This is a genomic window from Streptomyces sp. NPDC048142, assembly GCF_043202835.1.
GTDB lineage: Bacteria > Actinomycetota > Actinomycetes > Streptomycetales > Streptomycetaceae > Streptomyces.
Genome location: NZ_JBIDBC010000043.1, coordinates 1 through 23,355, shown reverse-complemented (window position 1 = coordinate 23,355; position 23,355 = coordinate 1). Strand labels below are relative to the sequence as shown.

Below are 23,355 nucleotides of genomic sequence, written 5' to 3'. Positions count from 1 at the left end.
GCCGCAGGAGGCCGGCGCCGCCGGACCGGGATCCGTCATGGCGTCAGGAACGGGCGGCCGCCGTCCGCCGTCCGGACCGGCCGGCCGTGGCGGTGGGCGGGGCGGTGGGCGGGGCGCAATCACGAAGATGCGCGGCCCCCGGAGCGGTGATGAGAATCGAGACGCGGCCACGTGGCAGTGCGCCGGCCCACCCCGTCGCACCCGGTCCCGCCGGCCGGCGGCGCCCCGCCGTTCTTCGGCAAGCAGGAGATCTTCCCCGGCGCGAACCGCTCCGGCCGGCCGGTCCGTTCATGACGGACGTGCGCGGTATCCGGCCGCCACGCCGGTCGCGAAGAACCCCGGCGACGGCCGGCCCGCACGGCGTGCCGTCCGGCGCGACGGCCGGGGCGTGGCCGCCATGGCCCGGCCGCCGCCGAACCCGTACACGACACGCTGTTCGACGCCCTCCACAACGGCAGCGTCCGCCTTTCTGAGGAGAGATCGCACATGACCACGACTTCGGAATCGCAGCAGGCAACTGCGGCGCTCTCACTGCAGCAGCAGTTTCTCTGCATGTTCGCCCAGGGCTTCAAGACCGGGCCGTTCGGGCCGCATTACACGGAGGTCTTCGCGTGGCGGGTCCAGGGCCGCGTCGACGTGCGGGCCATGCGCCTGGCCCTGGCCGATGTGGTCGAGCGGCACGAGGCGCTGCGCACCGTGGTGCGGTTGGAGAACGGGGGTGCGCAGAGCGTGCTGCCCGCCGTACAGCCGGAGCTGGAGCTGGTCGACCTGGACGAGGCGCCGGGTCCGGACCGGGACCGGCGGGCCGAGCAGCTCATGATCCAGGCGGAGACCCGGTCGTTCCCGGCCGACCGGGTCCCGTTGCTGCGGGCCGTGCTCGGCCGCTTCGACGAGCAGGACTCCGTTCTGGTGCTGTGCGCCCACCACAGCGCCGCCGACGTCTGGTCGATCCAGGTGATCCTGCGGGACCTGGCGCAGTGCTACACCGCTCGCGCGGCCGGGAACGAGCCGCAGCTGCCCGAGGTGGCCCAGTACCGGGACTACGTCGTCGCGCAGCAGGAGGAGGCCGGCGGGCCGGCGGTGGCCGCTTCACGGGCGTACTGGCGCGAGACGCTGCGCGACGCCAGGATCCTGGTCGCTCCGGTGCACCCCACCGGGCAGTCCCCCGCGACGAGTTATCACCGGTTCACCACCGACGCGGACCTGAGCGCGGAGGTGTCCCGGCTGGCCAAGGAGACGCGCAGTTCGCCGTTCATGGTGCTGCTCGCCGCGTTCACCGTCTTCGTGAACCGCCGCACCGGGGCGAGCGACATCGTGGTGCCCACCTTCACGCCGGGCCGTGAGCACCGCTTCCAGTCCACGGTGGGGTCGTTCTTCAACTTCAGCCCGCTGCGGGTGGACCTGGACGGCTGCCGGACCTTCCGCGATGTCGTCGCCCGCAGCAGGAAGGCCTGCATCGGCGCCTTCTCCCACGAGCTGCCGCTGCTGCACATCCTCGCCGAGGCGCCCGAGCTGATGTCCTCGGCCGGCCCCGACGCGGTGCCGACCCTGTTCCAGGCCGTCCAGCCGCCCTATCTGATGCAGGGCGACCGGATCGGCGACCTGGAGTACACGGCGATCTGGCGGCGGGTCATCCCGCAGCCGCTCGGCTCCGACACCCCGGACGGCATGATCTGGTCGATGCACCTGAGCGACACCGAAGTGGTCGGCGGGCTCAGCTTCAGCCGTCACCTCTTCGAGAGGGCCGAGATCGACGACCAGGCAGCCGGGTTCCTCCAGGTGATCGGCGACATGGTCGCCGGCCCGGACTCGGCGATCTGAGGGCCGGCCATGACCGACACCGAGAACGCCGCGCGGGGCGCGGCCGTGCCGTACGGGGACGAGGTCACTCCGGCCGTGCTGATCGAGCGGGCCAGGGCCATGGTGCCCGGCCTGGTGGCACGCCAGCACGAGACCGAGCAGCGGACCTATTACGCCGAGGACACCCACCGGGCGTTCCGGGACGCCGGGTTCTACCGCATAACGGTGCCCAAGCGGTACGGCGGCTACGAGTTCGGCTTCGACACGTTCCTCCAGGTCGCGATGATCCTGTGCCGCGCCTGCCCGTCCACGGGCTGGATGTTCTGCCTGGGGGCCGCGCACTCGCTGTTCGCCGGCAGCATGTTCGAGGAGAAGGCGCAGGCCGAGATCTTCGGCGGCGGCGACTTCATCGCGCCGCTCGTCAACACCCCGCACGGAACGGCCACGCGCGCCGAGGACGGCGGCTGGGTCCTGGACGGTGTGTGGAGGTACTGCTCCGGCGCACCGTACGCGACCCACCTGATCGGCAACACCGTGATCGCCGGGGACGATACGGACCCGCCGCGCCGGCTGCTGTTCATCGCGCCCCGCGATCAGTGGGAGATGCTCGACGACTGGGGCGGGCAGCTGGGTCTCAAGGGCAGCGGTTCGCACAGCATCCGGATCTCCGGCGGGCACATCCCCGGTCACTTCGGCATCGTGGTCGATTTCGAGGAGATCTCGGTGACCGAGGGCACCCCGGGGCGCGAGCTGCACGCGCACCCGCAGTACGGGGGCGCGCCGGCGAGTTCGATGGCCCTGGAGGGTGCGCACATCGCGGTCGGCATGTGCCAGGGCGCGCTCGACGCGTACACGGAGCTGATGTTCTCCCGCACCACGATCGTCCCGCCGTTCGTGCCCCGGGCGCAGGATCCCGATTTCCAGCTCTGGTACGGGAAGGCCAGCGGCATGATCGACGCCGCCGAGACCCTGGTTCTGGCGGCGTCGCGGCGCTGGCACGAGCTGGCCGGGCTGCCGGTCGGGGCGTTCACCGCCGAGGAGGACGTGCGGATCGCGATCACCTGCCGTGAGGCGACGGAGCTGGCCTGGCGGGCCGTTGACGAGATTCTCCAGCCGACCGCCGGCAGTCATGCCGTACGTGAGGGAACCCGTCTGGAACGGGTCTGGCGCGACCTCTCCACCGGGCGTACGCATGCCAGCTCCGCCGTGCTGCTCACTACCGTGGCCAACCGTGGGTTCGCCCAGCTCAGGCTGGCGGGCGTGCGTCGGCCCGCAGCGGACGCGTAGTCCCGGGCCGGTGCCGGTGGCCGCGGGCGGCCACCGGCGCGGGTGACCGGCGTTCGGGGAGGCCGCCGGCCGCCCCCGTGCGAGGAGACCGAGGAGGGTGCGGGCCCGGGGGCGTGTCCGCCGGGCCCGCACCGCCGGCCGGCGGCCGGGACCGGTGCCGGCCGCCTCCTGTCGCCGTGGCGTCCTGGCACCGGTGCCGGGCGGCCGGGCCCCGCCGGGGGCTGTACCGTCGTCCCCGGCGGGAGGGCCCTCAGGAGTGGAACTCGCCCGCGTCGACGTTGAGGCTCTGCCCGGTGATCGCCCTGGCCAGGTCCGAGGCCAGGTACAGCACCGCGTTGGCGACGTCGCCCGGGTCGGGCAGCCGGCGCAGGTCGGACGGGGCCGCGGCCTCGGCGTAGACGTCCTCCAGTGCCACCCCCCGCTCAGCGGCCTGCGCCGCGAACCAGCCCTTCAGCCCCTCGGTCCAGATGTAGTTCGGGACCACGGTGTTGACCCGGACGCCGCTCGGGCCCAGCTCGGTGGCCAGACTGCCGGCCAGTGAGTGCAGCGCCGACTTCGAAGCCTTGTAGGCGCCGAAGCCGGGGCGGGAGTGGTGCACCACCGCCGAGCTGACCATCACCACCGAACCGGCGTGTCCGGTCAGGGTCGGCGCCAGGAGCTGGACCATGCGCAGCGCGGCCAGGGCGTCCGTCTCCAGCGAGGCGCGCACGGCGTCCAGGTCCATCGTCGCCAGGCCGCCCATCGCCGGGGGCGCGAAAGCGTTGCTGACGAACACGTCGACCCGGCCGAAGGTTTCCAGGGCACGCTCGGTCAGAGCCCGGCAGGCGTCCGGGGCGAGGATGTCGGTGGGGACGGCCAGCGCCCGGCGGCCGTGGGACTCGACCTCGGCGGCCACCGACGTCAGGACCGTCCCGGTGCGGGCCGCCAGGACCACGTCGGCTCCTGCCGCGGCGCCGCGGACCGCGATCTCGCGGCCGAGGCCGGGGCCGACGCCGGTCACCAGCATCACCTTGTCGGAGAGCATCTGTGCCTTCCTTCCTGCTTGGGAACGCGATGGAATAGATGGGTCACGCCGGACGACAGCTCCACGCGCGTCGTCTCCAACGTGATCGCGGGATCCAGGGGCTCGGCGAACAGCGGGCGGCCGCCGCCGAGCAGTACCGGCACGATGTGGAGGCGCAGTTCGTCCAGCACACCGGCAGCCAGGGCGGCGGTGATCACTTGTCCGCCGCCCATCACCGCCACGTCCTTGCCCCGCGCCGCGGCTGCGGCGGTGGCCCGGCGGGCGGCCTCCGCGACGCCGCCGGTGACGAACTCGAAGTGGGTGCCGCCGGGCATCGGGCGCGGCGGCAGCGGCCGGTGCGTCACGACGAAGACCGGTACGCGGAAAGGTGGTTCGCCGCCCCACGCCTTCTCGCCGTGGTCGAACATGCGGCGGCCGATCACGGCGGCGCCGGTGCGGGTGAAGTACTCGCCCATGATGTCGGCGCCGGCTCCCCGCTCGCCGCCCCCGCGCCCGGCCCGGGTGCGCCAGGTAGCGAGTTCGAAGAGCCATCGGTGGAGGCGTTCGCCGCCGATGCCCAGGGGGTGGCGGCCGGAGCTGTCCTCGGGGCCGGCGACGAAGCCGTCGAGGGAGACGGAGATGTCCGCGATCACCTGGGGCATGTCCTTGACGATCGCAGGGCACGGGGGCCTCGGGCGTCTTCCTGCGTGCCGATGTCAGGGCGCGGTCACGGTCTCCGGCATCGCGTCGCCCCGGAACAGGCCGCCGGGGTCCACGCGCGCCCGGATCCGCTCGACCGCCCGGACATCGGCTTCGGACAGGTGCCCGCGCGGCCGGTCCAGGCCCTTCACGAAGCCGGGTGCGGTCCGGCCCGTGTCCCACGGGGCGAGGGCGGCGCGCACCTTGTCGCAGTGTTCGGTGATCTCCTGCGGTGTGCCGCGCAGTTCCGGGACGCCTGCGCCCATGTAGGCCAGGCGTGCGTCCAGGTGGTTCAGCACGCCGCCGGCCGGGGCGGCGACGGCCATGCGCCCGCCGAGCTGTCGCAGCTCGGCGGCGATCAGGGGCGAGCCGGGGTCTTCGCCGGTCGTCCGCAGGAACGCGGCGATTCCTTCGCGGCCCGGCTCGGCGAGCAGCAGGTGGTCGCCGATGAAGGTGCCGGGTTCGTCGGGGTCCAGGTGGACGTCCGGGACCTGTTCGGGACCGCAGTCCTGCCAGGTGTCGAGTACCGGCTCGCCGATCTTGCGCAGCGGGTCCAGCAGGTCGCGGGCGCCGGCGGCCGCCAGGGCGACGCCGGCGACGCACACCACGGGACCGCCCTTGAGCATCGGCGGGATCTCCGGCAGGTCCGGCAGGTTCATCACGCGCAGGGAGGTGGAGACCTCGTCGGGCGCGTGCAGCGTCCAGTCGTACCAGGCTCCGGCCACGGCCCCGGCGTGCTCCCAGGACCAGAAGGCGGCGCCGGCGACGAGGTCGGTCACCGCGAAGAGGCCGATCTCGACGGCGGTGACGACGCCGAAGCCGCCGCCTCCGCCGCGTACGGCCCAGAAGAGTTCGGGGTCCTCGGCAGCGCTGACGCGGCGCAGGCGTCCGTCCGCGGTGACGAGTTCGACGGAGCGGATGTGGTTGGCGGCGAGGCCGAGTCTGCGGCCGTAGAGGCTCACGCCTCCGTGCAGCAGGTAGCCGATGGCGCCGACGGTGCCCGAGGTGCCGTGGGGTGCGGCGAGGCCGTGGGGTGCGGCGGCCCGGACGACGGCGCTCCAGGGTGTGCCGGCGGGGATGCGGGCCAGGCGGCGGCCGGGGTCGATCCCGACGCCGCCGGACAGGACGGGGCGGATCAGGAGGGCGCCGGTCATCGGGGTGGCCGCGCCGGCGGAGTGGCCGGTGGTGTGGACGCGAACGCCCTGGCCGCGTGCCGACGCATGGCTGATCGCAGCCTGTACGTCGGCGAGGCTGGTGGCGGTGAGCGCGGCGGCGGGGTGCGCCGGGCCGGCGAGGTTGAACACGCCGGTGGCGGTGTCGTAGGCGGGGTCGCCGGGGTAGGCGATGGGCGCGGTGTCGGGCATGAACTCCCCTTGGTGGTCCGGGCGGCTCTGCTCCTCGAGGGTGTGGGCCGGGCAGTCGCGCGGGCATCCGCCAGCGTGCTCAGCGCCGGCGGCGCAGGCTCGAAGTCGCCCGGCCCGGTCGCCCGGACCGTGGTGCCGGCCGGGCCGGAACCGTTCGCCGCAGGCACGGGGCCGGTGTCCGTCCGCCGGCCTCGCTGCTGGAGGGGCCCCGGCCCGGGGCCGGGTGGTCAGCGTTTGTGCGGGTCGCGCAAAGCGGGCTGGAGGATTTTCGCTGCGGAACAGCGGAGCTTTTTGATGCCGGCGGTCGTCCGGGACGGGTTGTGCACCCGTGCGGTCGCCGTGGGCGCGGGCCGGGTTCGCGTCCGGGTGTCCGGGCGGGCTGACGGCCGTGGTGCCGTCCGGGCTCATCGGCCCCCGGTGTCCTGCCTTGTCCGCCGGCGCCCGTCCAGCCGCGCTCCCCTACCCCGTACCGTGCTCCAGTGCCGCCCCCACCCGCTCCGCCTGCTCCATGAGGAACCGCTGCTCCGGCCCGCTTGCCGCCTGCCGTGCCGCGGTCCGGTACGCCTCTTGTGCCCTGTCCAGACCGCCGTCCATCTCGAGCAGGTAGGCCCGCACCGCGCTGAGCCGGTGGCTGCCGGTCATCCAGCGGTCCTGCTCCAGCGGCTTCAGCAGGCGCAGGCCCTCGCGGGGGCCCTTGACCATCGCCATCGCCACCGCGCGGTTCAGGCGCACCACCGAGCCGGGTGCGATCTGCTCCAGCAGGTCGTACAGGGCCAGGATCTGCGGCCAGTCGGTCTCACCGCCTTCCGGGGTCTCGACGTGTACCGCGGCGATGGCGGCCTGCAGGCGGTAGAGGCCGACGCCGGGGCGGGCCAGGGCCTCGACGACCAGCGCCAGGCCCTCCTCGGCGAGGTCGCCGTTCCACTGGGAGCGGTCCTGCTCGGCCATCGGGACAAGGGTGCCGTCGGCCAGGGTGCGGGCCGGGCGGCGGGCTTCGGTGAGGAGCATCAGCGCCAGGAGTCCGGCGACCTCGCCGTTGTCCGGCAGGACGCGGTGGGCCTGGCGGGTGAGCCGGATGGCTTCGGCGGTCAGGTCCGGGCGCAGCAGGTCGGGTCCGGCGGTGGCGGTGTAGCCCTCGTTGAAGATGAGGTAGAGGACGTGCAGGACCGCGCTGGTGCGTTCGGGGCGTTCGGGTTCCGGCGGCATGCGGAAGGTCATGCCGGCGTCCTTGATCTGCTGCTTGGCGCGGGAGATGCGGCGGCTCATCGAGGCCTGCGGGACCATGAAGGCGCGGGCGATCTCCTCGGTGGTCAGGCCGCCGACCGCGCGCAGGGTCAGTGCCACCTGTGAGGGCGGGGTCAGTGCCGGGTGGCAGCACAGGAACAGGAGCATCAAGGTGTCGTCGTCGACGGAGACCAGGTCCTCGTCGTCGGGGGCCGGGGCCACCGACGCCCCGGGCAGTGCCATCGCGGCGACGGTGACCTCACGGGTGCGGCGGGCCCGGTCGCTGCGCCAGTAGTCGGTGAGACGGCGTCCGGCGACGGTCAGGAGCCAGGCTCGCGGGTTGTCCGGGACGCCTTCGGCCGGCCACTGCGTGGCAGCGGCCACGAGCGCCTCCTGCACCGCGTCCTCGCAGCCGTCGAACTGCCCGTGGCGCCGGACCAGGGCGCCGAGGACCGAGGGCCGCAGCTCCGCGAGCAGGCCTTCCAGGCGTTGATCGGAACGCACCAGCTCATTCTATATGCGGGCACCCGGCCGCCCGGGGAAGTGCGCACACGCTGAGATGCCCGGCGCCCGCCGGCGGTGGCACGGTCGGGGCAGAGACCGCGAACCAGTGAGGAAGGCCGCCATGACGGACACGACCGCCGCCGTCGTCACCCGCGACGACCCCCGCTACTCCGCCCTCGTCGAGGGCTACAACCATCGCTTCGTGGGCCGGCCCGACGAGGTCCGGCTCGCCGCCGACGCCGCCGACGTGCAGGCCGCGGTCCAGGCGGCCGTGGACGCCGGGCGGCGGATCGCCGTGCGCAGCGGCGGCCACTGCTTCGAGGACTTCACCGCGCACCGGGACGTGAAGGTGCTCGTGGACCTGTCCGCGCTGAACCACGTCGGCCACGACGCCGGGCGCGACGCCTTCGTGGTGGAGCCCGGAGCGCGGCTGGACCACGTCTACCGCACACTGCACGACGGCTGGGGGGTGACCATCCCGGCCGGCACCTGCTTCGAGGTGGCCGCCGGCGGGCACATCGCGGCCGGCGGCTACGGTCCGCTGTCCCGGCGCGACGGCCTGGTGGTGGACCATGTCACGGCGGTCGAGGCGGTCGTCGTCGGCGCGGACGGCCGGGCCCGGACCGTGGTGGGCACCGACCGGCCCCAGGACCCGCACCACGATCTGTGGTGGGCGCACACCGGCGGCGGGGGCGGCAGCTTCGGCGTGGTCACGAAGTACTGGCTGCGCACGCCGGGGACGCCGGACGGCGACCCGGCCCGGCAGCTGCCCCGCGCGCCGCGAGCGGTACTGCGCCGCGACACCATGTGGTCCTGGGACGCGGTCTCGGACGCCGACTTCCGCACCCTGTTGCGCAACTACTGCACCTGGTACGAGGAGAACAGCGAGCCGGGCTCACCGGCCGCGGCGTTGTGGAGCAACCTGATCATCACCCACCGCTCGGGCGCCATGTTCATCCTGACCTCGGTGATCCCCGACGACGCGCCGGATGCGGCCGATGTCCTCGAAGCCCACACCGCGGCGGTGACCGGCGGAATCGGGGCGGAGCCGATGTCGGCGACGTCCGAGACCTCCCCGTGGCTGGACACCTGGCTGCCGTCCTACAGCTGGCCCAGCGATCCGCGGGGCCGGTACAAGAACAAGGCGGGCTATCTGCGGCGCGGGTTCTCCGACGCGCAGATCACCGCGATCCACCGCTGTCTGTCGTCGTCGGACTACGAGAACCCCATGGGATGCCTGGTTCTGACCGGTTTCGGCGGCAGGGTGAACGCCGTCGCCCCGGACGCCACCGCGGTGGCGCAGCGCGACTGCATCCTCAAGGCCTCCTACAGCACCGGTTCCTGGACCGATCCGGCGGACGACGAACGTCACCTGGCCTGGGTGCGCGCGTACTACCGGGACGTCTACGCGCACTCCGGCGGCGTGCCGGTCCCGGACGACATAAGCGACGGCTCCTACATCGGCTACCCCGACGCCGATCTGGCCGATCCCGAGTGGAACACGTCGGGAGTCGACTGGTCCGCGCTGTATTTCAAGGACAACTACGCCCGGCTGCAACGCGCGAAGCAGGTCTATGACCCGCTCGACGTGTTCCGCCACGGGCTGTCCGTCCGCCTGCCCTGAGCGGGCGGCAGGCCCCTCCCCGCGCCGGCGCGATGCCAGCGGCAGGTCCCCCCTCCCCGCGCTGACGTGGTGCCAGCGGCAGGTCCACTTCCTTGCGCCGGCGCGGTGTCAGTGGCAGGTCCTCCTCCCTGCGCCGGCGCGGTGTCATGGGACGGCGCGGGCGGACGCGGCGGCCGCGGCACGGGCGGCGTTCCTGGTGCCCCGGCCGCCGCGCCGGAGAGACCTGCCGCCCGCTGCCGGCCGTGCCGGTGTGCTGCACCCGCGCCGCCCGGCAGACAGGCCCGGCAGGCAGGCCCGGCAGGCAGGCCCGGCAGACAACCCCGGCAGACAAGCAGCCGGTGCGCCCGCCTCCGCGACGGCGCACCGGCTGCTTTTCGCTCACCACCGCTACATCAGCGGATTGGCACCGCGTGGTCTGGTGGCGAGCTCCTGCGGTGTCTGTTCCAGCAGCAGGTGCGGGTCCTGTGTCTCGACCTGGCCGAGGCCGGGCGGGCAACGGTCCCAGCCGAGCAGCCGCTGCACCTCCTGCGGCAGGGTCAGTACGGTTTCCCGGGAGACGGCGAGGTACTGGTTCTCCTCCTGCCGCAGGTTGCCCAGGTCGAGCGCGACGGAGAGGCTGTAGCGCGGCGAGTTCGTGGTGTTGGCTCCGCCGCCGTGGTAGACCCCGCCCGGCCAGAGCAGGGCGGAGCCGGCGGGCATGACCGCCGGAACCGCCTCGGCGTAGGCGGGGGCCCGCTCGTCGTCCCAGTGGTGGCTGCCGGGGATGACCAGGGTCGCGCCGTTGGCGCTGGTGAAGTCGGTCATCGCCAGCATCAGCTGGAGCCGGCACGGCGGCCCCGGATGCCGCCACAGATGCATCGCGTCGTCGCGGTGCAACGGCTGCCGGCCCTGGCCCGGATCGATTCTTATCGCCTGGGTGAAGCTGATCTGGATGCTCGGGGTCACCTCCATCCGGAGCTTGCCGATCCACATGTGCGTGGTCCGCTGCAGCAGACGCCGGGCCGCGCCGAGGAACTGGGGCTGGAGGACCACGCTGGACATCCGGCGCGGCGACCGCTGGAACAGGCTGGACAGCCGCTTGGTCTTCTTCCCGTCGTAGCCGCTCTCGCTGTAGCCGGCCTCCTCGAGGCCCCGTCCGAGGTCCGCCCGGAGCGCGGCGAGCGTCTCGGGATCGACGAAGTTCTCGACGATCACCGCTCCGTCGCGTTCCAGGATCTCGACGACCTCGTCGAGCGGGGCGGCAGGGCTGACGTGGGTCAGTTCGGCCATCCCTCTCACCCCTCGATGCGGGCCAGTATGCCCCGGGTGAGGGTCTCCAGGTCCGGGTCCTCGAACAGGTCGCCGATGTCGAGCGTGATGCCCAGTTGCTCCTCGACCCCCGCGGCGATCCGCACGGCGGCGATGGACTGTCCGTTGAGCTCGACGAACGTGGCGCCGGGCCGGTCGGATCCCGGGCCCAGGACTTCGGCCCAGATGGCGGCGACCCGCTGGGCGACGTCCGCGGTGGCCGACGGCTGCTGAGTGGTCATGTCACTGCTCCTCACTGCGTTTCCGAGATAGTGGATGTCGGGGGCGTGCCCGCAGGCCACCCGCCCGTACAGTCCGAGGTTCGTACGGTGTCGGGGGCGTTCCCGCAGGCCACCGCCCGTACGGTTCGGGGTTCGTGTCCGGTGCGTGATCGTGTGCTGGTCCAGCGCCTCGGTCTCGGTGTCCCGCTCGATCCGCTGGATCGGCACATCGGGGTGCGACGACGTGCCCCGCGCCGGCACCGGCCGGCAGATCGGCGGCTTCCCCCGTCCCCGGACACCGCACCGGGGCGGGGCGGGGCAGTGTCCGGGTCCGTTTCGGTGTCCGGGCCCGCGGCTGACCCGGTCCGCACAGCGATGGGAGAACCTCGCCGGCGGGCCGGGATCAGCGGCGGCCCGGCAGTTCGGTCCGCGGCAACGTGGTGGCCTTCTCCCTTGCCCCTCCTCGAGTCCCGGCACCCTCGGGTTCGACTTTCGCAGCCGCGGCGCCTGCGAAGCATCTCCTGAACTGCCATCCCGTCCCGCCCGCGGGAGCGGCAGCCGGTTCCTCGGCGTGAGGCCGGACCGCGGCGGCCCCGGGGCGGCGGGTGGGGCCCGGTGCCTTCGGGTGCGTGCCAAGGCCGCGAAGTGCCCTGGCGTGCACGGCCGATGCCGCGCCGGCCGGTGTCCCGGTCCTCATCGGGGTCACGGGCTCTTGTCCTCACTGCCCGTCGGGGCCGGAGTCCGCTCGGCGGGTCCGGTCGCCGGGACCCGGTCGGCGGGGTGCCGGCCGGTTCGGGGGGCTTCGGCCACGGCCGGGGGCACGGCGGCCGGCCCGGCCGGGCCGCGCAGCGCGTTCAGCAGGACCCGGACGATCATGCCGGGGCGCATCAGCTGCTCCGGCCGGTCGAGCATCCCGGCGGCGCGCATGTAGCCGCGGGTCACCGAGCGGTCCCGGGTCGCCGCTGTCTGGACCATCGCCAGGTAGCGCTGGCCTATGCGCAGTTTGAGGTCCCGTTTGCCCTCGACGCCGTCGAAGCCCAGGTCGACGGTGCGCGTCATCTCCCACGGCGGGTCGATGACGTCGCGCGCCAGGTCGCGGAAGTACTGCCGTGCGTCCGGCGTGGCTCCGGAGTGCAGGTGGCGGCGCAGGGTGAGGGCGGACAGCGCCGCGACCGTCATGCCCTGTGCGTAGACCGGGTTGAAGCAGGACACCGCGTCACCGATGACCAGCAGGCCGGCCGGGAGCCGGCCCATCCGCTCGTACCGGCGGCGCTGTGTGGTGGGGAACCGGAAGGCGACCGGCTCGTCCAGCGGCTCGGCGTGCTTCAGCGCCTCGTGGATGTCCGGGACCGGCAGGCGCTTGACGAACCCGTACAGCCCCTGCTGGTCTGTCGGCGGGTGGTCGCCGAGGATGCCGTAGACGGTCATCAGGGTCCTGTCGCCCTCGGTCTTGGTGAAGATGACGCCGCGCGGGACCTCGGGGGAGGCGACAGCGATGATCGCGAGGTCGCCGTTGTAGGGGTCGGTCTTCATCTTGTAGTTCTGGGTGACGTAGCCCAGCCCGATGTTGGTCCGCTCCTCCTCGACGCGCGGGTAGCCCATCTCCTCGAGCCACACCGGGGTGCGCGAGCCGCGCCCGGTCGCGTCGACCACCAGGTCGGCCGCGATCGTCTCGCCGGGTGTGCCGCTCCTTTGGACCTTGACCCCCGTCACCTGCGCGTGGTCGGCGGTGGCGGTCAGGCCCAGGATGTCGCAGCGCTCGACGAACCGGACGTTCGCCAGCCCGGCCGTGCGTTCGCGGATCCGGCGCTCCATCAGCGGCGCCGAAGCCGGCACCGCGATGTAGCCGATGTCGGCGCGCTTGACCGGGCGGCCGCGGAAGTACCAGCGGACCGAGCCGGAGTAGTCGCCGATCGGGGTGCCGTCGGCGATGAGCTGGTCGGTGATGCCGGGGTAGAGCTCCTCCATCACCACCCGGCCGCGCACGTGCATGGCGTTGATGTGCTTGCCCTGGGGACGTCCGCGGCGCGGGCCGTCGACGCCGGTGACCGTGTCCCGGTCGACGACCAGGACCTCGTCGTAGGCCTCGGCGAGCACACGGGCCGCGAACAGCCCGGCGATGCTGCCGCCCAGCACGACGGCGCGGGTCGGGTCGCCATCGGCCGCCGACCGGGGTGTTTCCTGGGGCATCTTGCCCACCTCCTGGAGATCGTGCTGGGGATGTTGGGAGTCTGCGGTTCCGGTATTTCCGGGGCACCGGGGTTCCGGTGTTCTGAGGTTTCCGGGGTTCCGGTGTTCTGGGGTGTCGGTGTGGGGTCGGTCGCCGGGGGCCGGGCGGCGGGGCGTTGCGTGGTGTCGGAGCGGGAGTGCTTCCGGACCTGTTACGAGCCGGTGTTCGCGTCGGGCATCTCGGTGTGGGTGCGGCCTTGAGGACTACGGCGTCGCCCCGGATTGCCCGGGTTGCCGGGGCCCGGGGTCAGGGGGCCGGCCAGGTTGAGCAGGGCGGCCCCGGCCGCGCCCCCGGGCGGCCGGCGAACCGGCTGGTCACGCCGGTGACGGACACGCCGGCCGGCACGGGCGGCACCCGGTTGCCGCCGTCCGGCCGTTCGGCGCCGTGGCCGGCCAGGACGACGTTCGCGCCGACGGCCCGCAGCGTGCGTGCCGTCGCCAGGCCGATACCGATACCGATGACGCTGTCGCTGTCGCCGGTGATCCGGATCGTGCTGCCGTCGGCATCGCCCATGGGCTTCACGATGTGGTCCGGGGCCGGTGCGGGGCATCTCCTGGATTGCGGGCCGGTCGGTGCCGGTGCCGGGCCGGTGTGCGTGTCCCGAACGCGTGGGCACAGGGGCAGGGCCTCTGCGACCGGGGGTGTCCTGCCGGGAGTTCGCCGCGGGCACCGTGCCGGTGGACGGGGACCGGCGTGCCCGGGGGCCTCACAACACAGCACTTACGAAGATGCCCGCCGGGGCCCTCAGGCCCGATGCTCTAGCTGCGTTTCACCCCAGCCGTGAGAGAGCCGAGGACAGGCATGTCTCAGAACAGACACCGGACAGGCCTCCAGATGACCCCTCCGGAGGACCCTGACACCGACCAGCGGCCCGCGGCACCCGCACAACGGCCTTGGTGGAAAAGGTACTACCCCTGGTTCGCCGTCGTGGGCGGGGCGGTGCTGTTCAACCTGCTCTACTCCTTCCCTCACTACTTCGCCACGGACCCCGAGGTCTCCCGGAGCCAGCTCGACCCGGGCTTCCAGCCGCACTTCGCGTTCCTGGTCGCCCACGTGGTCACCGGCAACCTGGCCCTGGTGGCGATGATGCTCCAGGCCTGGCCCCACCTGCGCCGTACGCGCCCCAGGGTCCACCGCATGGTCGGCCGGGTGTACGTGTTCGGCGCGGTGGTCCCGACATCGCTCATCGTGCTGTTCGTGCTGGTCCCGCACCGCGCCAACCAGGGCAGCACCGGCCTCGCCTTCGGCGCGGTCCTGTGGCTGGGCACGACGCTGTACGCCTGGCGCAAGGCCCGCCAGGGCCGCTACGCCGAGCACCGCCGCTGGATGGTCTACAGCTTCTCGCTCGCGCTGTTCACGACCTACGGCCGCATCGTCGCCTGGATGATGCTGAACTGGGGCCTGCAGGTGAACATCCAGATCCTGATCGAGGCCACCAGCTGGGGCGTGTGGATCCTCCACCTGCTGATCGCGCAGGCGTACCTGGAGTTCACGGCACGCCGGAGCGGCAAGAACCCGCACGCCGGGCAGCTCGACCCGGCGACCGGGGCGATCCGGCAGTAGGAGGCCTGAGCCGGCCGGTGAGGGCTCCTGCGCCGGACCCCGTACGAAGAGATGCCCTGCGGTCTGCGGTCTGCGGTGACGGGCCTTGTTCCGGGAGAACCGGCGCACGATCGGCAGGGCATCCCGGCAGGGCGTCTCGTCAAGACGTCTCAGCAGGGCATCTCGGCAGGGCGTCGTCTCGCGGCTCCTGCGGAGTCTGGGGGCTGTCCCGTGGGCAGCCTTCGGCGAGCGGTCTCCAGCCCCGGCCGGCGGTGTGCTCGTCGTCCCGCCCGTCCGCCACGCCGGTGCCCCGGGGCGGTGCCTCCTGGCGGCGCGGGGTGCACCGGGGCCGGCGGTGCCGACCGGCTGCGCACCGCCGCCGTGGACACGCTGTCCTGCCGGCCGGCCTGACCGCACCCGAAGGTTCCTGACCGCGCCGACGCGTCAGGCATCGCCGCGGCCCGGCACGCGGGCCCTCGACATGCGGGGGCCGAAGCGCTCCTCACGGATGGTCACCGCCGGAAGGCCGTCGCCGTATCCGCGGCGGAGAGCGGCGGAGGGCGGCGGGCGGGCGGCGGAGGGCGGCGGAGGGCGGGCCCGGTCGGCCCGCCGTACTCCCCCGCCCGGCCACGGTGGTGATCACGGCGTATGCGGGGGTGACCCAGCAGGATGGGCCCGTGCCGAAAAGTCCGCCCGTGTCCATGCCGGACCGCCCGTGTGACCGTACGAACACCTGTGCCAGGGAGCACCGGCCCCGCTCGTGCTCGCCCTCGCCCCCGCCCGGGTGCGCTTCCGCTCCGGGTGCGCCTGCGGCTTGCGTTCCGGCGGCCCGGCGGTCCGGCGCCCTGGTCGGATCTCTCTCCGCGGACTTCTGCGGGGCAGGCCGTGCAGGGTGGCCGAGGCCGGGGGGCAGGGCGCTGCGCCGCAGTTCACCGCGACGCTGCCGGGCCTGCGGCATGATCGCTCCCGATCGCTCCCGATCGATCCGAACCGCTCGTGACTCCGCACGGCTCACGTGTCGGATTCTCGGAGCCTGCTCCGACTACCGGGTAACGGCGCCATGCGCGGGTGCCGCCCGCGGTGGTGAACGAGAAAGGATCTCTATGAGTGACACGACTCAGGACACGGCCCCGTTGGCCGGGCGCCGGCAGTGGCTGGGCCTGGCCGCACTGGCCCTGCCCACGCTGCTCGTCGCCTTCGATATCGGTGTCCTGTTCCTGGCACTGCCCCATCTGAGCGCGGACCTGGGCGCGACCGGTACCGAACAACTGTGGATCACCGATATCTACGGCTTCATGCTCGCCGGTTTCCTGATCACCATGGGTACTCTCGGTGACCGGATCGGCCGTCGCAAGCTCCTCATGATCGGTGCGAGTGCCTTTTCCGTCGCCTCGCTGCTCGCGGCGTTCTCCACCAGCCCGCTGATGCTGATCATCGCCCGTGCTCTGCTGGGCATCGCCGCCGCCACGCTGTCGCCCTCGACGCTCGCCCTGATCAGCAATATGTTCCGCAATCCCAAGCAGATGGGCACGGCCATCTCGCTGTGGGCGTTCTGCAATTTCGGCGGTGCCGCCCTGGGCCCGGTCATCGGCGGGGTCCTGCTGCAGCACTTCTGGTGGGGCTCGGTGTTCCTGATCAGCATCCCGGTCATGCTGCTCCTGCTGATCGCCGGTCCGATCCTGCTGCCCGAGTACCGCGACGCCGATGCCAAGCGCCTCGACCTGGTCAGCGTGGTGCTGTCGCTGGCCGCGATCCTGCCGGTGATCTACGGCATCAAGCAGCTGGCCGCCGGCGACACCAGCTCCCCGGTGGGGGCGTACGTGGCCATCGCCGTCGGCGTCGCGTTCGGTGTCCTGTTCACCCGCCGGCAGCTGCACCTGCCCAACCCGCTGCTCGACCTGCGGCTGTTCCGCAACATCAGGTTCAGCAGCTCCCTGCTGGCCATGCTGCTCGCCTCGGGGACACTGGCCGGGCTGGGGCTGCTGACCAGCCAGTTCATCCAGAGCGTGCTCGGGCTGGAGCCGACCGAGGCCGGGCTGTGGCAGGCCCCGACCGGCGTGGGCATCGCCGTCGGTGTCCTGCTCACACCGGTGATCGTCCGGCGGATCCAGCCGCGCACCGCGATTCTCGGCGGACTCACGCTGTGTTTCATCGGCCTGATCGTGCTCAGCACCGTGACCAGGACCAGCAGCCCCGGCCTGGTGTCGCTGAGCGTGGCGCTGGTGGCGCTGGGCATCGCGCCGATGTTCATGCTCGGCACCAACCTGGTCGTCGGGGCGGCCCCGCCCGAGAAGGCAGGCTCGGCGGCGTCGATGTCGGAGACCAGCAACCTCCTCGGCTCGACCCTCGGACTCGCCCTGCTCGGCAGCGTCGGCGGAGCGGTCTACCAGTCCGGCATGGCCGGCTCTCCGGTCGCCGAGGCCCGGCAGACGCTGGCCGAAGCGGTCTCGGCCGCCGCGAAGCTCCCGGCCGCCCAGGCCCAGTCGCTGCTGGACACGGCCCGCAGCGCCTTCACCGACGGGCTGAACACGGTGGCCGTCGTCGGCATCGTGATCATCGCGGTCATCTTCGTCCTCGTGTGGATGACGATGGGTCAGAAGGCGGCGGCGCCTTCGGCGTCCGACGACCTGGATCCGGTCGCCGAACGCCCCCAGGCGGCCGAATCCTGATGAGGGCGCTCCGCCCGGTACCCCCGCATCGGGTACCGGGCGGAGCGCCGGGCCCGGCTCAGCCCGTGGGCGTGGGGGTGGGGGCCTCACCGGTGCCGGCCGCGGGCACCGGCGGCCGGTGCGGCCGGGTGCCGGACCACTTCCGCATGACCGGCATCTCGACGCACCGGTGGAGCAGCCAGGCCAGGACGATACTGACGGCCAGGCAGCCCAGCAGGAACAGCACCGCCGCCGGTGTACTCAACGACGTCCGCTCGAAGGCGCCGTACCCCATCCACTGCCCCTTGAGCGCCGCCTGCGCCGAGTTCAGCACGTTGAGGTGGATCAGGAAGAACGCGTACGAGATCTCGCCCAGCCAGACCAGCGGTCGACGGGCCAGCGGTGTTTCCCGGCCGGCGAGGTCGGCGGCGGCGGCGGCCGCGACCAGCAGCCCGAGCGGGAACGCGTAGGGCGCGGCGAACGACCAGAGCGCGGGCAGCCACAGCGCCACCACGTACACCGCGAGGACGCCGAGCGCGGCCGGGCCCGGACCGAGGCGGACCCACCGCCCGCTCAGGACGATACGGGCGAAAAGGATGCCGACGATGAACTCGAGGCAGCGCACCAGCGGGAACTGGTAGGCGAACCACATCTGCGGCCAGGAGAACTGGTCGTATCCGGGGAACATCGGAGCGTCGGGCAGGAAGGCCTTGGAGAGCAGCGGGACCGACAGGGCCAGCACCGATACGGCGATGGTCCAGAACCAGAGCCGGTCGGCCCGGATCCTGTTGATGCCGAGGATCAGGAACGGGAACAGCAGGTAGAAGGCGATCTCCGCCGACAGCGACCAGGTGACCCCGTTGACCGCGAACATGAGGTTGTTCATGTCCGGCACCCAGGCGTTCACCAGGAAGAGGTTGGCCGTGGCGGGCCCGGCCTCGATCGCGGTGCCGGACACGAGCAGCATGGCGAGGACGATCACCCAGACCACGGCGTGGCTCGGGAAGACCTTGAAGAACCGCCGGCGCCAGAATCTGCCCATCGTGTCGGCCGGCTTCACCGCCCAGGTCAGTACGAACCCGCTGAGGACGAAGAAGAACGAGACGCCGATGCCGCCGGCACTGCTGGTGACGAAGGTGTACGCCTTCTGCACCGAGGTGTCGCCGAATATGCCCAGGTAGTGCGCGTGGAAGACGAAGACCAGGAACGCGGCGACGAACCGTAACGCGGTCAGGGAGGGAAGTCTGCCCGGACTGGGTGTCGTTGCCTCGGTCATGCGTACCTGCCTCGTCGTCAGAGGGACCGGAAGAGATCCACAACCGGTCTCGGAAGTGGATTGTCCGGGCTGTGCCACGAGTCGGCGTCTTCCAGAGTGCGGTGTTTCCCTGAGCGTTCTTCCGGCGTGCCGGGTTCGCTCCGGTCCGCCGGGCTCGCGCGGTCCGGCCGGTCAACCGGTCAACCGGCGATCCGGTGATCAGTGATCCGGTGATCGGTGATCCGGTGATCCGCCCGGCGGCAGGCCCTGGGGGGCATCGCGTGCGGGCCCCTGCGGCGGGGGCGGGAGCCGGTCAGTACGTCACGACGGCCCGGAAGCGGACCTCGCCCTTCGCCGCCTTGTCGACGGCGTCCGCGATCCTGTCCATCGGGAAGACCTCGATCATCGGGGTCACCGCGCCCTCCGCGACCAGGTCGAGCGCCTCGGTCAGATAGCGCAGCCCGTTGTGGGTGGCGCCCAGCACCCGCTGGCCCCGCGCCCAGAAGGGTGTGGCGGGGCCGATGGTGAACGAACTCGACGGGTCGATGGTGGCCAGCACGATCCGCCCGCCGACCCGCAGTCCCTGGAGCGCGTCCGTGGCGGCCTCGTAGGACGTACCGGTCACCAGGACCACGTCGGCGCCGCCGGCCTCGCGCAGTTCCGCCCCGTCGCGGACGACGAGGTCGGCCCCGAGGCTCTCGGAGAGTGCGTGCTTGTCCGGCGAGCGGGTGATGGCGACGGTCTCGAACCCGCAGGCCCGGGAGTACTGCACGGCCATGTGCCCCAGCCCCCCGATGCCGAGAACGGCGATCCGCTCGTGCGGCTGCGGTTCGCTCACGCGCAGTGCGCTCCAGGCCGTGTAGCCGGCGCAGAGGACGGGCGCGGCGGTCGCGTAGTCGATCCCGTCGGGGAGCAGTACGGTGCTCGCGGCGGCCACGCAGAGGTATTCGGCGTGGCCTCCTTGTCGGTTCAGACCGGTCATCACCGGTGCGGTGCACGTCATGGCGGACTGGCCGGTCAGCGGCAGGTTGCGCCGGCAGTAGGAGCAGCGGCCGCAGGCGGCCTGGACCCAGGTGGTGCCGACCCGGTCGCCCACCCGGCGGGTCGTGGTGCCCGGACCCAGTTCGACTATCTCGCCCGCCGCCTCGTGTCCGGTGATCGCCGGATCGCACGCCGGGAAGGGGAAGACGCCCTGGGCGACCCAGATGTCGTTGTGGCAGATCCCGCACGCGTGCACCTTGATGAGCACCTCGCCGGGGCCCGGCCGGGGGGTCGCGACCTCCTTGATCTCCCACTGGGCGTTGATCGCGGGAATGACGGCTGCTTTCATGGGCGTACACTCTCCGGCTTCATACGTTCGGGAAGGCCACGCAGGGCCGTTCATGGTCAAGGGGCTCTGCTGCTCGTCGTTCTCGGGACCGCTGTCGGACGGAGGCCGGGGAACCGGGTGAGGGGTTCGGGGAGCGCGGTCCGGGCTTCCACCCGCATCACGGGCATGACGATCGGGCGGTGACCGCCGGGGCCGGGGCGGGGTGCGCCTTGTCGGCTCCGGCCGGGTCGAGACCGTCACACGGGCGGTGAGGAGTCCCTCGAAACGGAGGGCGGCCGTCGGGCGGGCACGGCCGTGGAGGACCTCTCCGCCCGAAGCTTCGATCCGGCGTCAGCCTCACATCCGGTCGGGCGCCCGGCATCTCCTGGATTGCTCTTGGGCGGCCCGCCCCTCTTCCGGGTCCGGGTCCGGGGCCGAACCGGTGCCCCGGGCAGCGGTGTTGGTCCGGGGAAGGTTCTTCCCGGCAGCGCAAGCCAAGAGATGCGGCAGCCGGCGGGACGCGGCAGGCTGCGCTGTGAGATCAGCCGGCGGGCTCCGGAGAGTGGCCTCGACGGGTGAGCGCACCCGGGGTCGTGCGGTGGTGCCGGGCGGGAGCGCCGCGGGGCTCCGGCCCCGGGCTCCCGTCCGGCATGGTGCCGGGGCCCTCGGTGTGGACCGCGACCGGCTCCCCGGTGTACGGGGGCCGGGGCGCGGAGTTCCGCACGGCGGGCGGGCGGTCCGCCGGTCCGGGGCCACCGGATGCTCAAGTCCCTTGCTCCCGGGGCCCGTAACCCGCAATCCGGGAGATGTCACGCACACCGGTGCCTGCGACGGTGATCCGGGACTCCGATCACCGGGCACCCACCGAACCCCCTGTCGCCGCTTCCCAAGGAGAATCTGTGGACACCACCGAGCCTGCGGTCACACCGAGCCGCGCCGACCTCGTTGCCCGCGCGGCGAAGTTGGTGCCGACGCTCCGCGAGAACGCGTCCTGGGCCGAAGAGAATCGTCAGTTGCACGAGGGCACCGTCAAGGCGATGGCGGAGGCCGGTCTGCTGCGCACCCGGCTCCCCGCCCGCCTCGGCGGTTACGAGTCCGACATGAGGACCCAGGTGGAGGTGCTCGCGGAACTGGCCAAGGGAGACGGATCCGCGTCGTGGACCGCCGGTGTGTGGTCCATCAGCGCGTGGGTCGCCGGGCTCTTCTCCGACGCCGTGCAGGACGAGGTGTTCGCCTCCCCGGACGACCTGGTGAGCGGCATCATCAGTCCGACGGCCATGGCGGCGCCGGCGAAGGGCGGCATCGTCGTCAACGGCAGGTGGGCGTTCAACAGCGGGGCGAAGCACAGCAAGTGGAACACCAACGCGGCAGTGCTGGCCATGCCGGACGGCAGTTTCCAGCCGGTCATGACGCTGATTCCGCTGGCTTCGCTGGAGATCGACGACGACTGGCACACCGCCGGGCTGCGTGGTTCGGGCAGTGTCAGTACCGTCGCCCACGAGGTGTTCGTGCCTGATGGCTGGTACATCCCGCTGGGCGGCATCCTCCAGGGGCACAGCGGTCACGGCAGCAACGCCGACGCGCTCATCCACCGGGCGCCGATCATGCCGACGGCGTGCGCCACGGTCAGCGCGACCGCCCTGGGTCTGGCCAAGGGCGCCAGGGACGTCTTCTTCGAGCGGCTGCCCGGCCGGAAGATCACCTACACCGAGTACACCGACCAGAGCGAGGCCCCGCTCACGCACCTCCAGGTCGCCGAGGCAGCGGTCAGGATCGACGAGACCGAGTTCCACGTGTACCGCATCGCCGATCTCGTGGACGCCAAGAACGCCTCCGGCGAGCCGTGGACGCTGGAGGAACGGGCCCGCGTCCGGCTTGACACCGGTGCGGCGTGCCAGCGGTCGAAGGAAGCCGTCGACATCCTGAACACGGCGAGCGGTGGCTCGTCGATCTACACCCACGTGCCCATCCAGCGCATCGAGCGCGATGTCCAGACGCTGAACCTCCACGCCATCATGCACCCGAACACCAACCTGGAGCTGTACGGCCGCATCCTGTGCGGGCTGGCCCCCAACACCCAGTACCTCTGAGCGTCCCTCTCCTCGCCGAGGGGCCGGGGACCGGGACGGTGGCTGCTGCTGCCGTTCCGGTCCCGGCCGCTTCGCACCGGGCGTCCGCGGGTCTCCGCCGCACGGCTGCGGGCGTCGTTCCCCGGCCGCCGGGCGGGAGTCCGGACGGCTGCGGCGGGCACCGCCACGCGGACCGGCGGGTCCGCACGTGCGGCACGGCCGTGAACACCGCCCGCCCGTCCGCCCGCCCGCCCGTCCGTTCGTCCGTTCGTCCGTTCGTTCGTCCGTTCTCGGACGGCATCGGCCCTGTGGTTCCGGTAGCCTCCGCGAAGTCCTGCGCCCGCCCTCCTGTGTCGTGCTCGGCCGCCGGGGGTCTTCGCCCCCCGCTCTCGCTGTTCGTCCGGGGCGGAGTCCGTGCCCCGGGGGGTGTCCCGTGGGCACGCGCCGCACCGTGTGGCTGCGTCTTCGGCTGCCCGCACTCCTGCGCACGGCCGGTCCTCTTCCGCCGGCTGCCGGCTGCCGGCTTCCTGTCCCCCGGGAGCAGGTTCCGAGGAAGGTGAGTCCGCACCCGGGTTTCTTTTCCTCATTCCCTTCTCCGTTGCGGGCGCCGTCATTTCGAGCCCGGTCCCGGGCCGTTCCCCGATGCAATGGCATCGTCGGAGTTGTTGCGGTGGGAAGAAAATTGTCACGCTGTCGCGGACCGGGAAACACGCGTACCAGAGGGAGATGGACATGCCGAAAACGACCGGCTCCACCCATACCGACCAGGCAGGCGCGGCGGCGGTTCCGCAGAGGATTGTCGCGGCGTGGGCGGGCCACGACGCGAAGAAGTTCGCCGCAGTGTTCACCGAAAAAGGCACGTTGATTCTGCCCGGGGTTTTCAAGAAGGGCCGCGAGGCCGTCGAAGAGTTCATGACCGAGGCTTTCGCCGGCCCCTTCAAGGGGACGCGCGTGACCGGTGAACCGATTTCGGTCGAGTTCATCAGCCCGGACTCCGCGATTCTTGTCACCGCGGGAGGCGTTCTGCTGCCCGGAGAGAAGGAGGTCTCGGCGGAGCGCTCCATCCGGGCCACCTGGGTGGTCGTCAAGGAGGGAACCGGGTGGCAGCTCGCCGCCTACCAGAACACTCCGGTCAACTGAGACCGCTGCACCGGACGGGCCGGGGGGCCCGGGGGGGCCCCCCCCCCCCCCCCCCCCCCCGGTGCCCCCCCCCCCCCCCCCCCCCCGGGGGCAAACCGCCCAACCCTGGAAAAGACCCGGCCGCGGCCCGGGCCCCCCCCGCCGCCGGG

17 protein-coding genes are annotated in these 23,355 nt (G+C 72.5%); 7 read left to right on the top strand and 10 right to left on the bottom strand.

The window, feature by feature from the left end:
- Positions 1–486 precede the first annotated feature (486 nt).
- Together ACGF2Y_RS33375 and ACGF2Y_RS33370 are read left to right on the top strand one after the other, a co-directional pair.
- The gene (locus tag ACGF2Y_RS33375) at positions 487–1,821 is read left to right on the top strand and encodes a condensation domain-containing protein (protein WP_392955187.1); all 1,335 of its coding nucleotides are present in this window, start codon (positions 487–489) and stop codon (positions 1,819–1,821) included.
- 9 nt (positions 1,822–1,830) lie between these two features.
- Positions 1,831–3,087, top strand: coding sequence for an acyl-CoA dehydrogenase family protein (locus tag ACGF2Y_RS33370; protein WP_392955185.1), 1,257 nt, complete (start codon positions 1,831–1,833; stop codon positions 3,085–3,087).
- Positions 3,088–3,337: 250 nt separating this feature from the next.
- Here ACGF2Y_RS33370 and ACGF2Y_RS33365 read toward each other — a convergent pair whose 3' ends face one another.
- From ACGF2Y_RS33365 to ACGF2Y_RS33350, 4 genes are all read right to left on the bottom strand, one after another.
- On the bottom strand, positions 3,338–4,111 hold the full coding sequence (locus tag ACGF2Y_RS33365; protein ID WP_392955183.1) for an SDR family oxidoreductase: 774 nt from the start codon (positions 4,109–4,111) through the stop codon (positions 3,338–3,340).
- Positions 4,093–4,752 (bottom strand): dihydrofolate reductase family protein, encoded by a 660-nt coding sequence (locus ACGF2Y_RS33360; protein ID WP_392955181.1) that lies wholly within the window; start codon positions 4,750–4,752, stop codon positions 4,093–4,095. Before ACGF2Y_RS33360 ends, ACGF2Y_RS33365 begins: the two co-directional genes overlap by 19 nt.
- A gap of 54 nt (positions 4,753–4,806) precedes the next feature.
- Positions 4,807–6,153, bottom strand: coding sequence for an FAD-dependent oxidoreductase (locus tag ACGF2Y_RS33355; protein WP_392955180.1), 1,347 nt, complete (start codon positions 6,151–6,153; stop codon positions 4,807–4,809).
- Positions 6,154–6,612: 459 nt separating this feature from the next.
- Complete coding sequence (locus tag ACGF2Y_RS33350; protein WP_392955178.1) at positions 6,613–7,881, bottom strand: RNA polymerase sigma factor; 1,269 nt, start codon at positions 7,879–7,881, stop codon at positions 6,613–6,615.
- A 121-nt stretch (positions 7,882–8,002) separates the two neighbouring features.
- On the opposite strand from ACGF2Y_RS33350, the gene ACGF2Y_RS33345 reads away from it, so the two are divergent.
- Positions 8,003–9,505, top strand: a complete 1,503-nt coding sequence (locus ACGF2Y_RS33345; protein ID WP_392955176.1) for an FAD-binding protein — start codon at positions 8,003–8,005, stop codon at positions 9,503–9,505.
- Positions 9,506–9,892: 387 nt separating this feature from the next.
- Here ACGF2Y_RS33345 and ACGF2Y_RS33340 read toward each other — a convergent pair whose 3' ends face one another.
- The 4 genes from ACGF2Y_RS33340 to ACGF2Y_RS33325 all read right to left on the bottom strand — a co-directional run bounded on the left by ACGF2Y_RS33340 (position 9,893) and on the right by ACGF2Y_RS33325 (position 13,756).
- Positions 9,893–10,774 carry a phytanoyl-CoA dioxygenase family protein gene (locus ACGF2Y_RS33340; protein ID WP_392955174.1) on the bottom strand — a complete coding sequence of 294 codons (882 nt, stop codon included), beginning with the start codon at positions 10,772–10,774 and terminating at the stop codon, positions 9,893–9,895.
- Positions 10,775–10,779: 5 nt separating this feature from the next.
- Positions 10,780–11,034 carry a phosphopantetheine-binding protein gene (locus ACGF2Y_RS33335; protein ID WP_392955172.1) on the bottom strand — a complete coding sequence of 85 codons (255 nt, stop codon included), beginning with the start codon at positions 11,032–11,034 and terminating at the stop codon, positions 10,780–10,782.
- A 681-nt stretch (positions 11,035–11,715) separates the two neighbouring features.
- Positions 11,716–13,203 carry an FAD-dependent oxidoreductase gene (locus tag ACGF2Y_RS33330; protein ID WP_392955170.1) on the bottom strand — a complete coding sequence of 496 codons (1,488 nt, stop codon included), beginning with the start codon at positions 13,201–13,203 and terminating at the stop codon, positions 11,716–11,718.
- Between the two features lie 286 nt (positions 13,204–13,489).
- Positions 13,490–13,756, bottom strand: coding sequence for a hypothetical protein (locus ACGF2Y_RS33325; RefSeq protein ID WP_392955169.1), 267 nt, complete (start codon positions 13,754–13,756; stop codon positions 13,490–13,492).
- Between the two features lie 414 nt (positions 13,757–14,170).
- Between ACGF2Y_RS33325 and ACGF2Y_RS33320 the strand changes: the two genes are divergently transcribed.
- Both ACGF2Y_RS33320 and ACGF2Y_RS33315 read left to right on the top strand, forming a co-directional pair.
- Complete coding sequence (locus ACGF2Y_RS33320; RefSeq protein ID WP_392955167.1) at positions 14,171–14,806, top strand: DUF2306 domain-containing protein; 636 nt, start codon at positions 14,171–14,173, stop codon at positions 14,804–14,806.
- 1,082 nt (positions 14,807–15,888) lie between these two features.
- Entirely contained in the window at positions 15,889–17,454 is a 1,566-nt protein-coding gene (locus ACGF2Y_RS33315) for an MFS transporter (RefSeq protein ID WP_392955165.1), read from the top strand.
- A gap of 58 nt (positions 17,455–17,512) precedes the next feature.
- Here the strand turns inward: ACGF2Y_RS33315 and ACGF2Y_RS33310 are convergent, their stop codons facing one another.
- Positions 17,513–18,709 (bottom strand): acyltransferase family protein, encoded by a 1,197-nt coding sequence (locus ACGF2Y_RS33310; protein WP_392955163.1) that lies wholly within the window; start codon positions 18,707–18,709, stop codon positions 17,513–17,515.
- 292 nt (positions 18,710–19,001) lie between these two features.
- Positions 19,002–20,018, bottom strand: a complete 1,017-nt coding sequence (locus tag ACGF2Y_RS33305; RefSeq protein WP_392955161.1) for an alcohol dehydrogenase catalytic domain-containing protein — start codon at positions 20,016–20,018, stop codon at positions 19,002–19,004.
- Between the two features lie 878 nt (positions 20,019–20,896).
- On the opposite strand from ACGF2Y_RS33305, the gene ACGF2Y_RS33300 reads away from it, so the two are divergent.
- Together ACGF2Y_RS33300 and ACGF2Y_RS33295 are read left to right on the top strand one after the other, a co-directional pair.
- Positions 20,897–22,087 (top strand): acyl-CoA dehydrogenase family protein, encoded by a 1,191-nt coding sequence (locus ACGF2Y_RS33300; RefSeq protein ID WP_392955159.1) that lies wholly within the window; start codon positions 20,897–20,899, stop codon positions 22,085–22,087.
- A 711-nt stretch (positions 22,088–22,798) separates the two neighbouring features.
- Entirely contained in the window at positions 22,799–23,206 is a 408-nt protein-coding gene (locus ACGF2Y_RS33295; RefSeq protein ID WP_392955157.1) for an SgcJ/EcaC family oxidoreductase, read from the top strand.
- Positions 23,207–23,355: the final 149 nt, after the last annotated feature.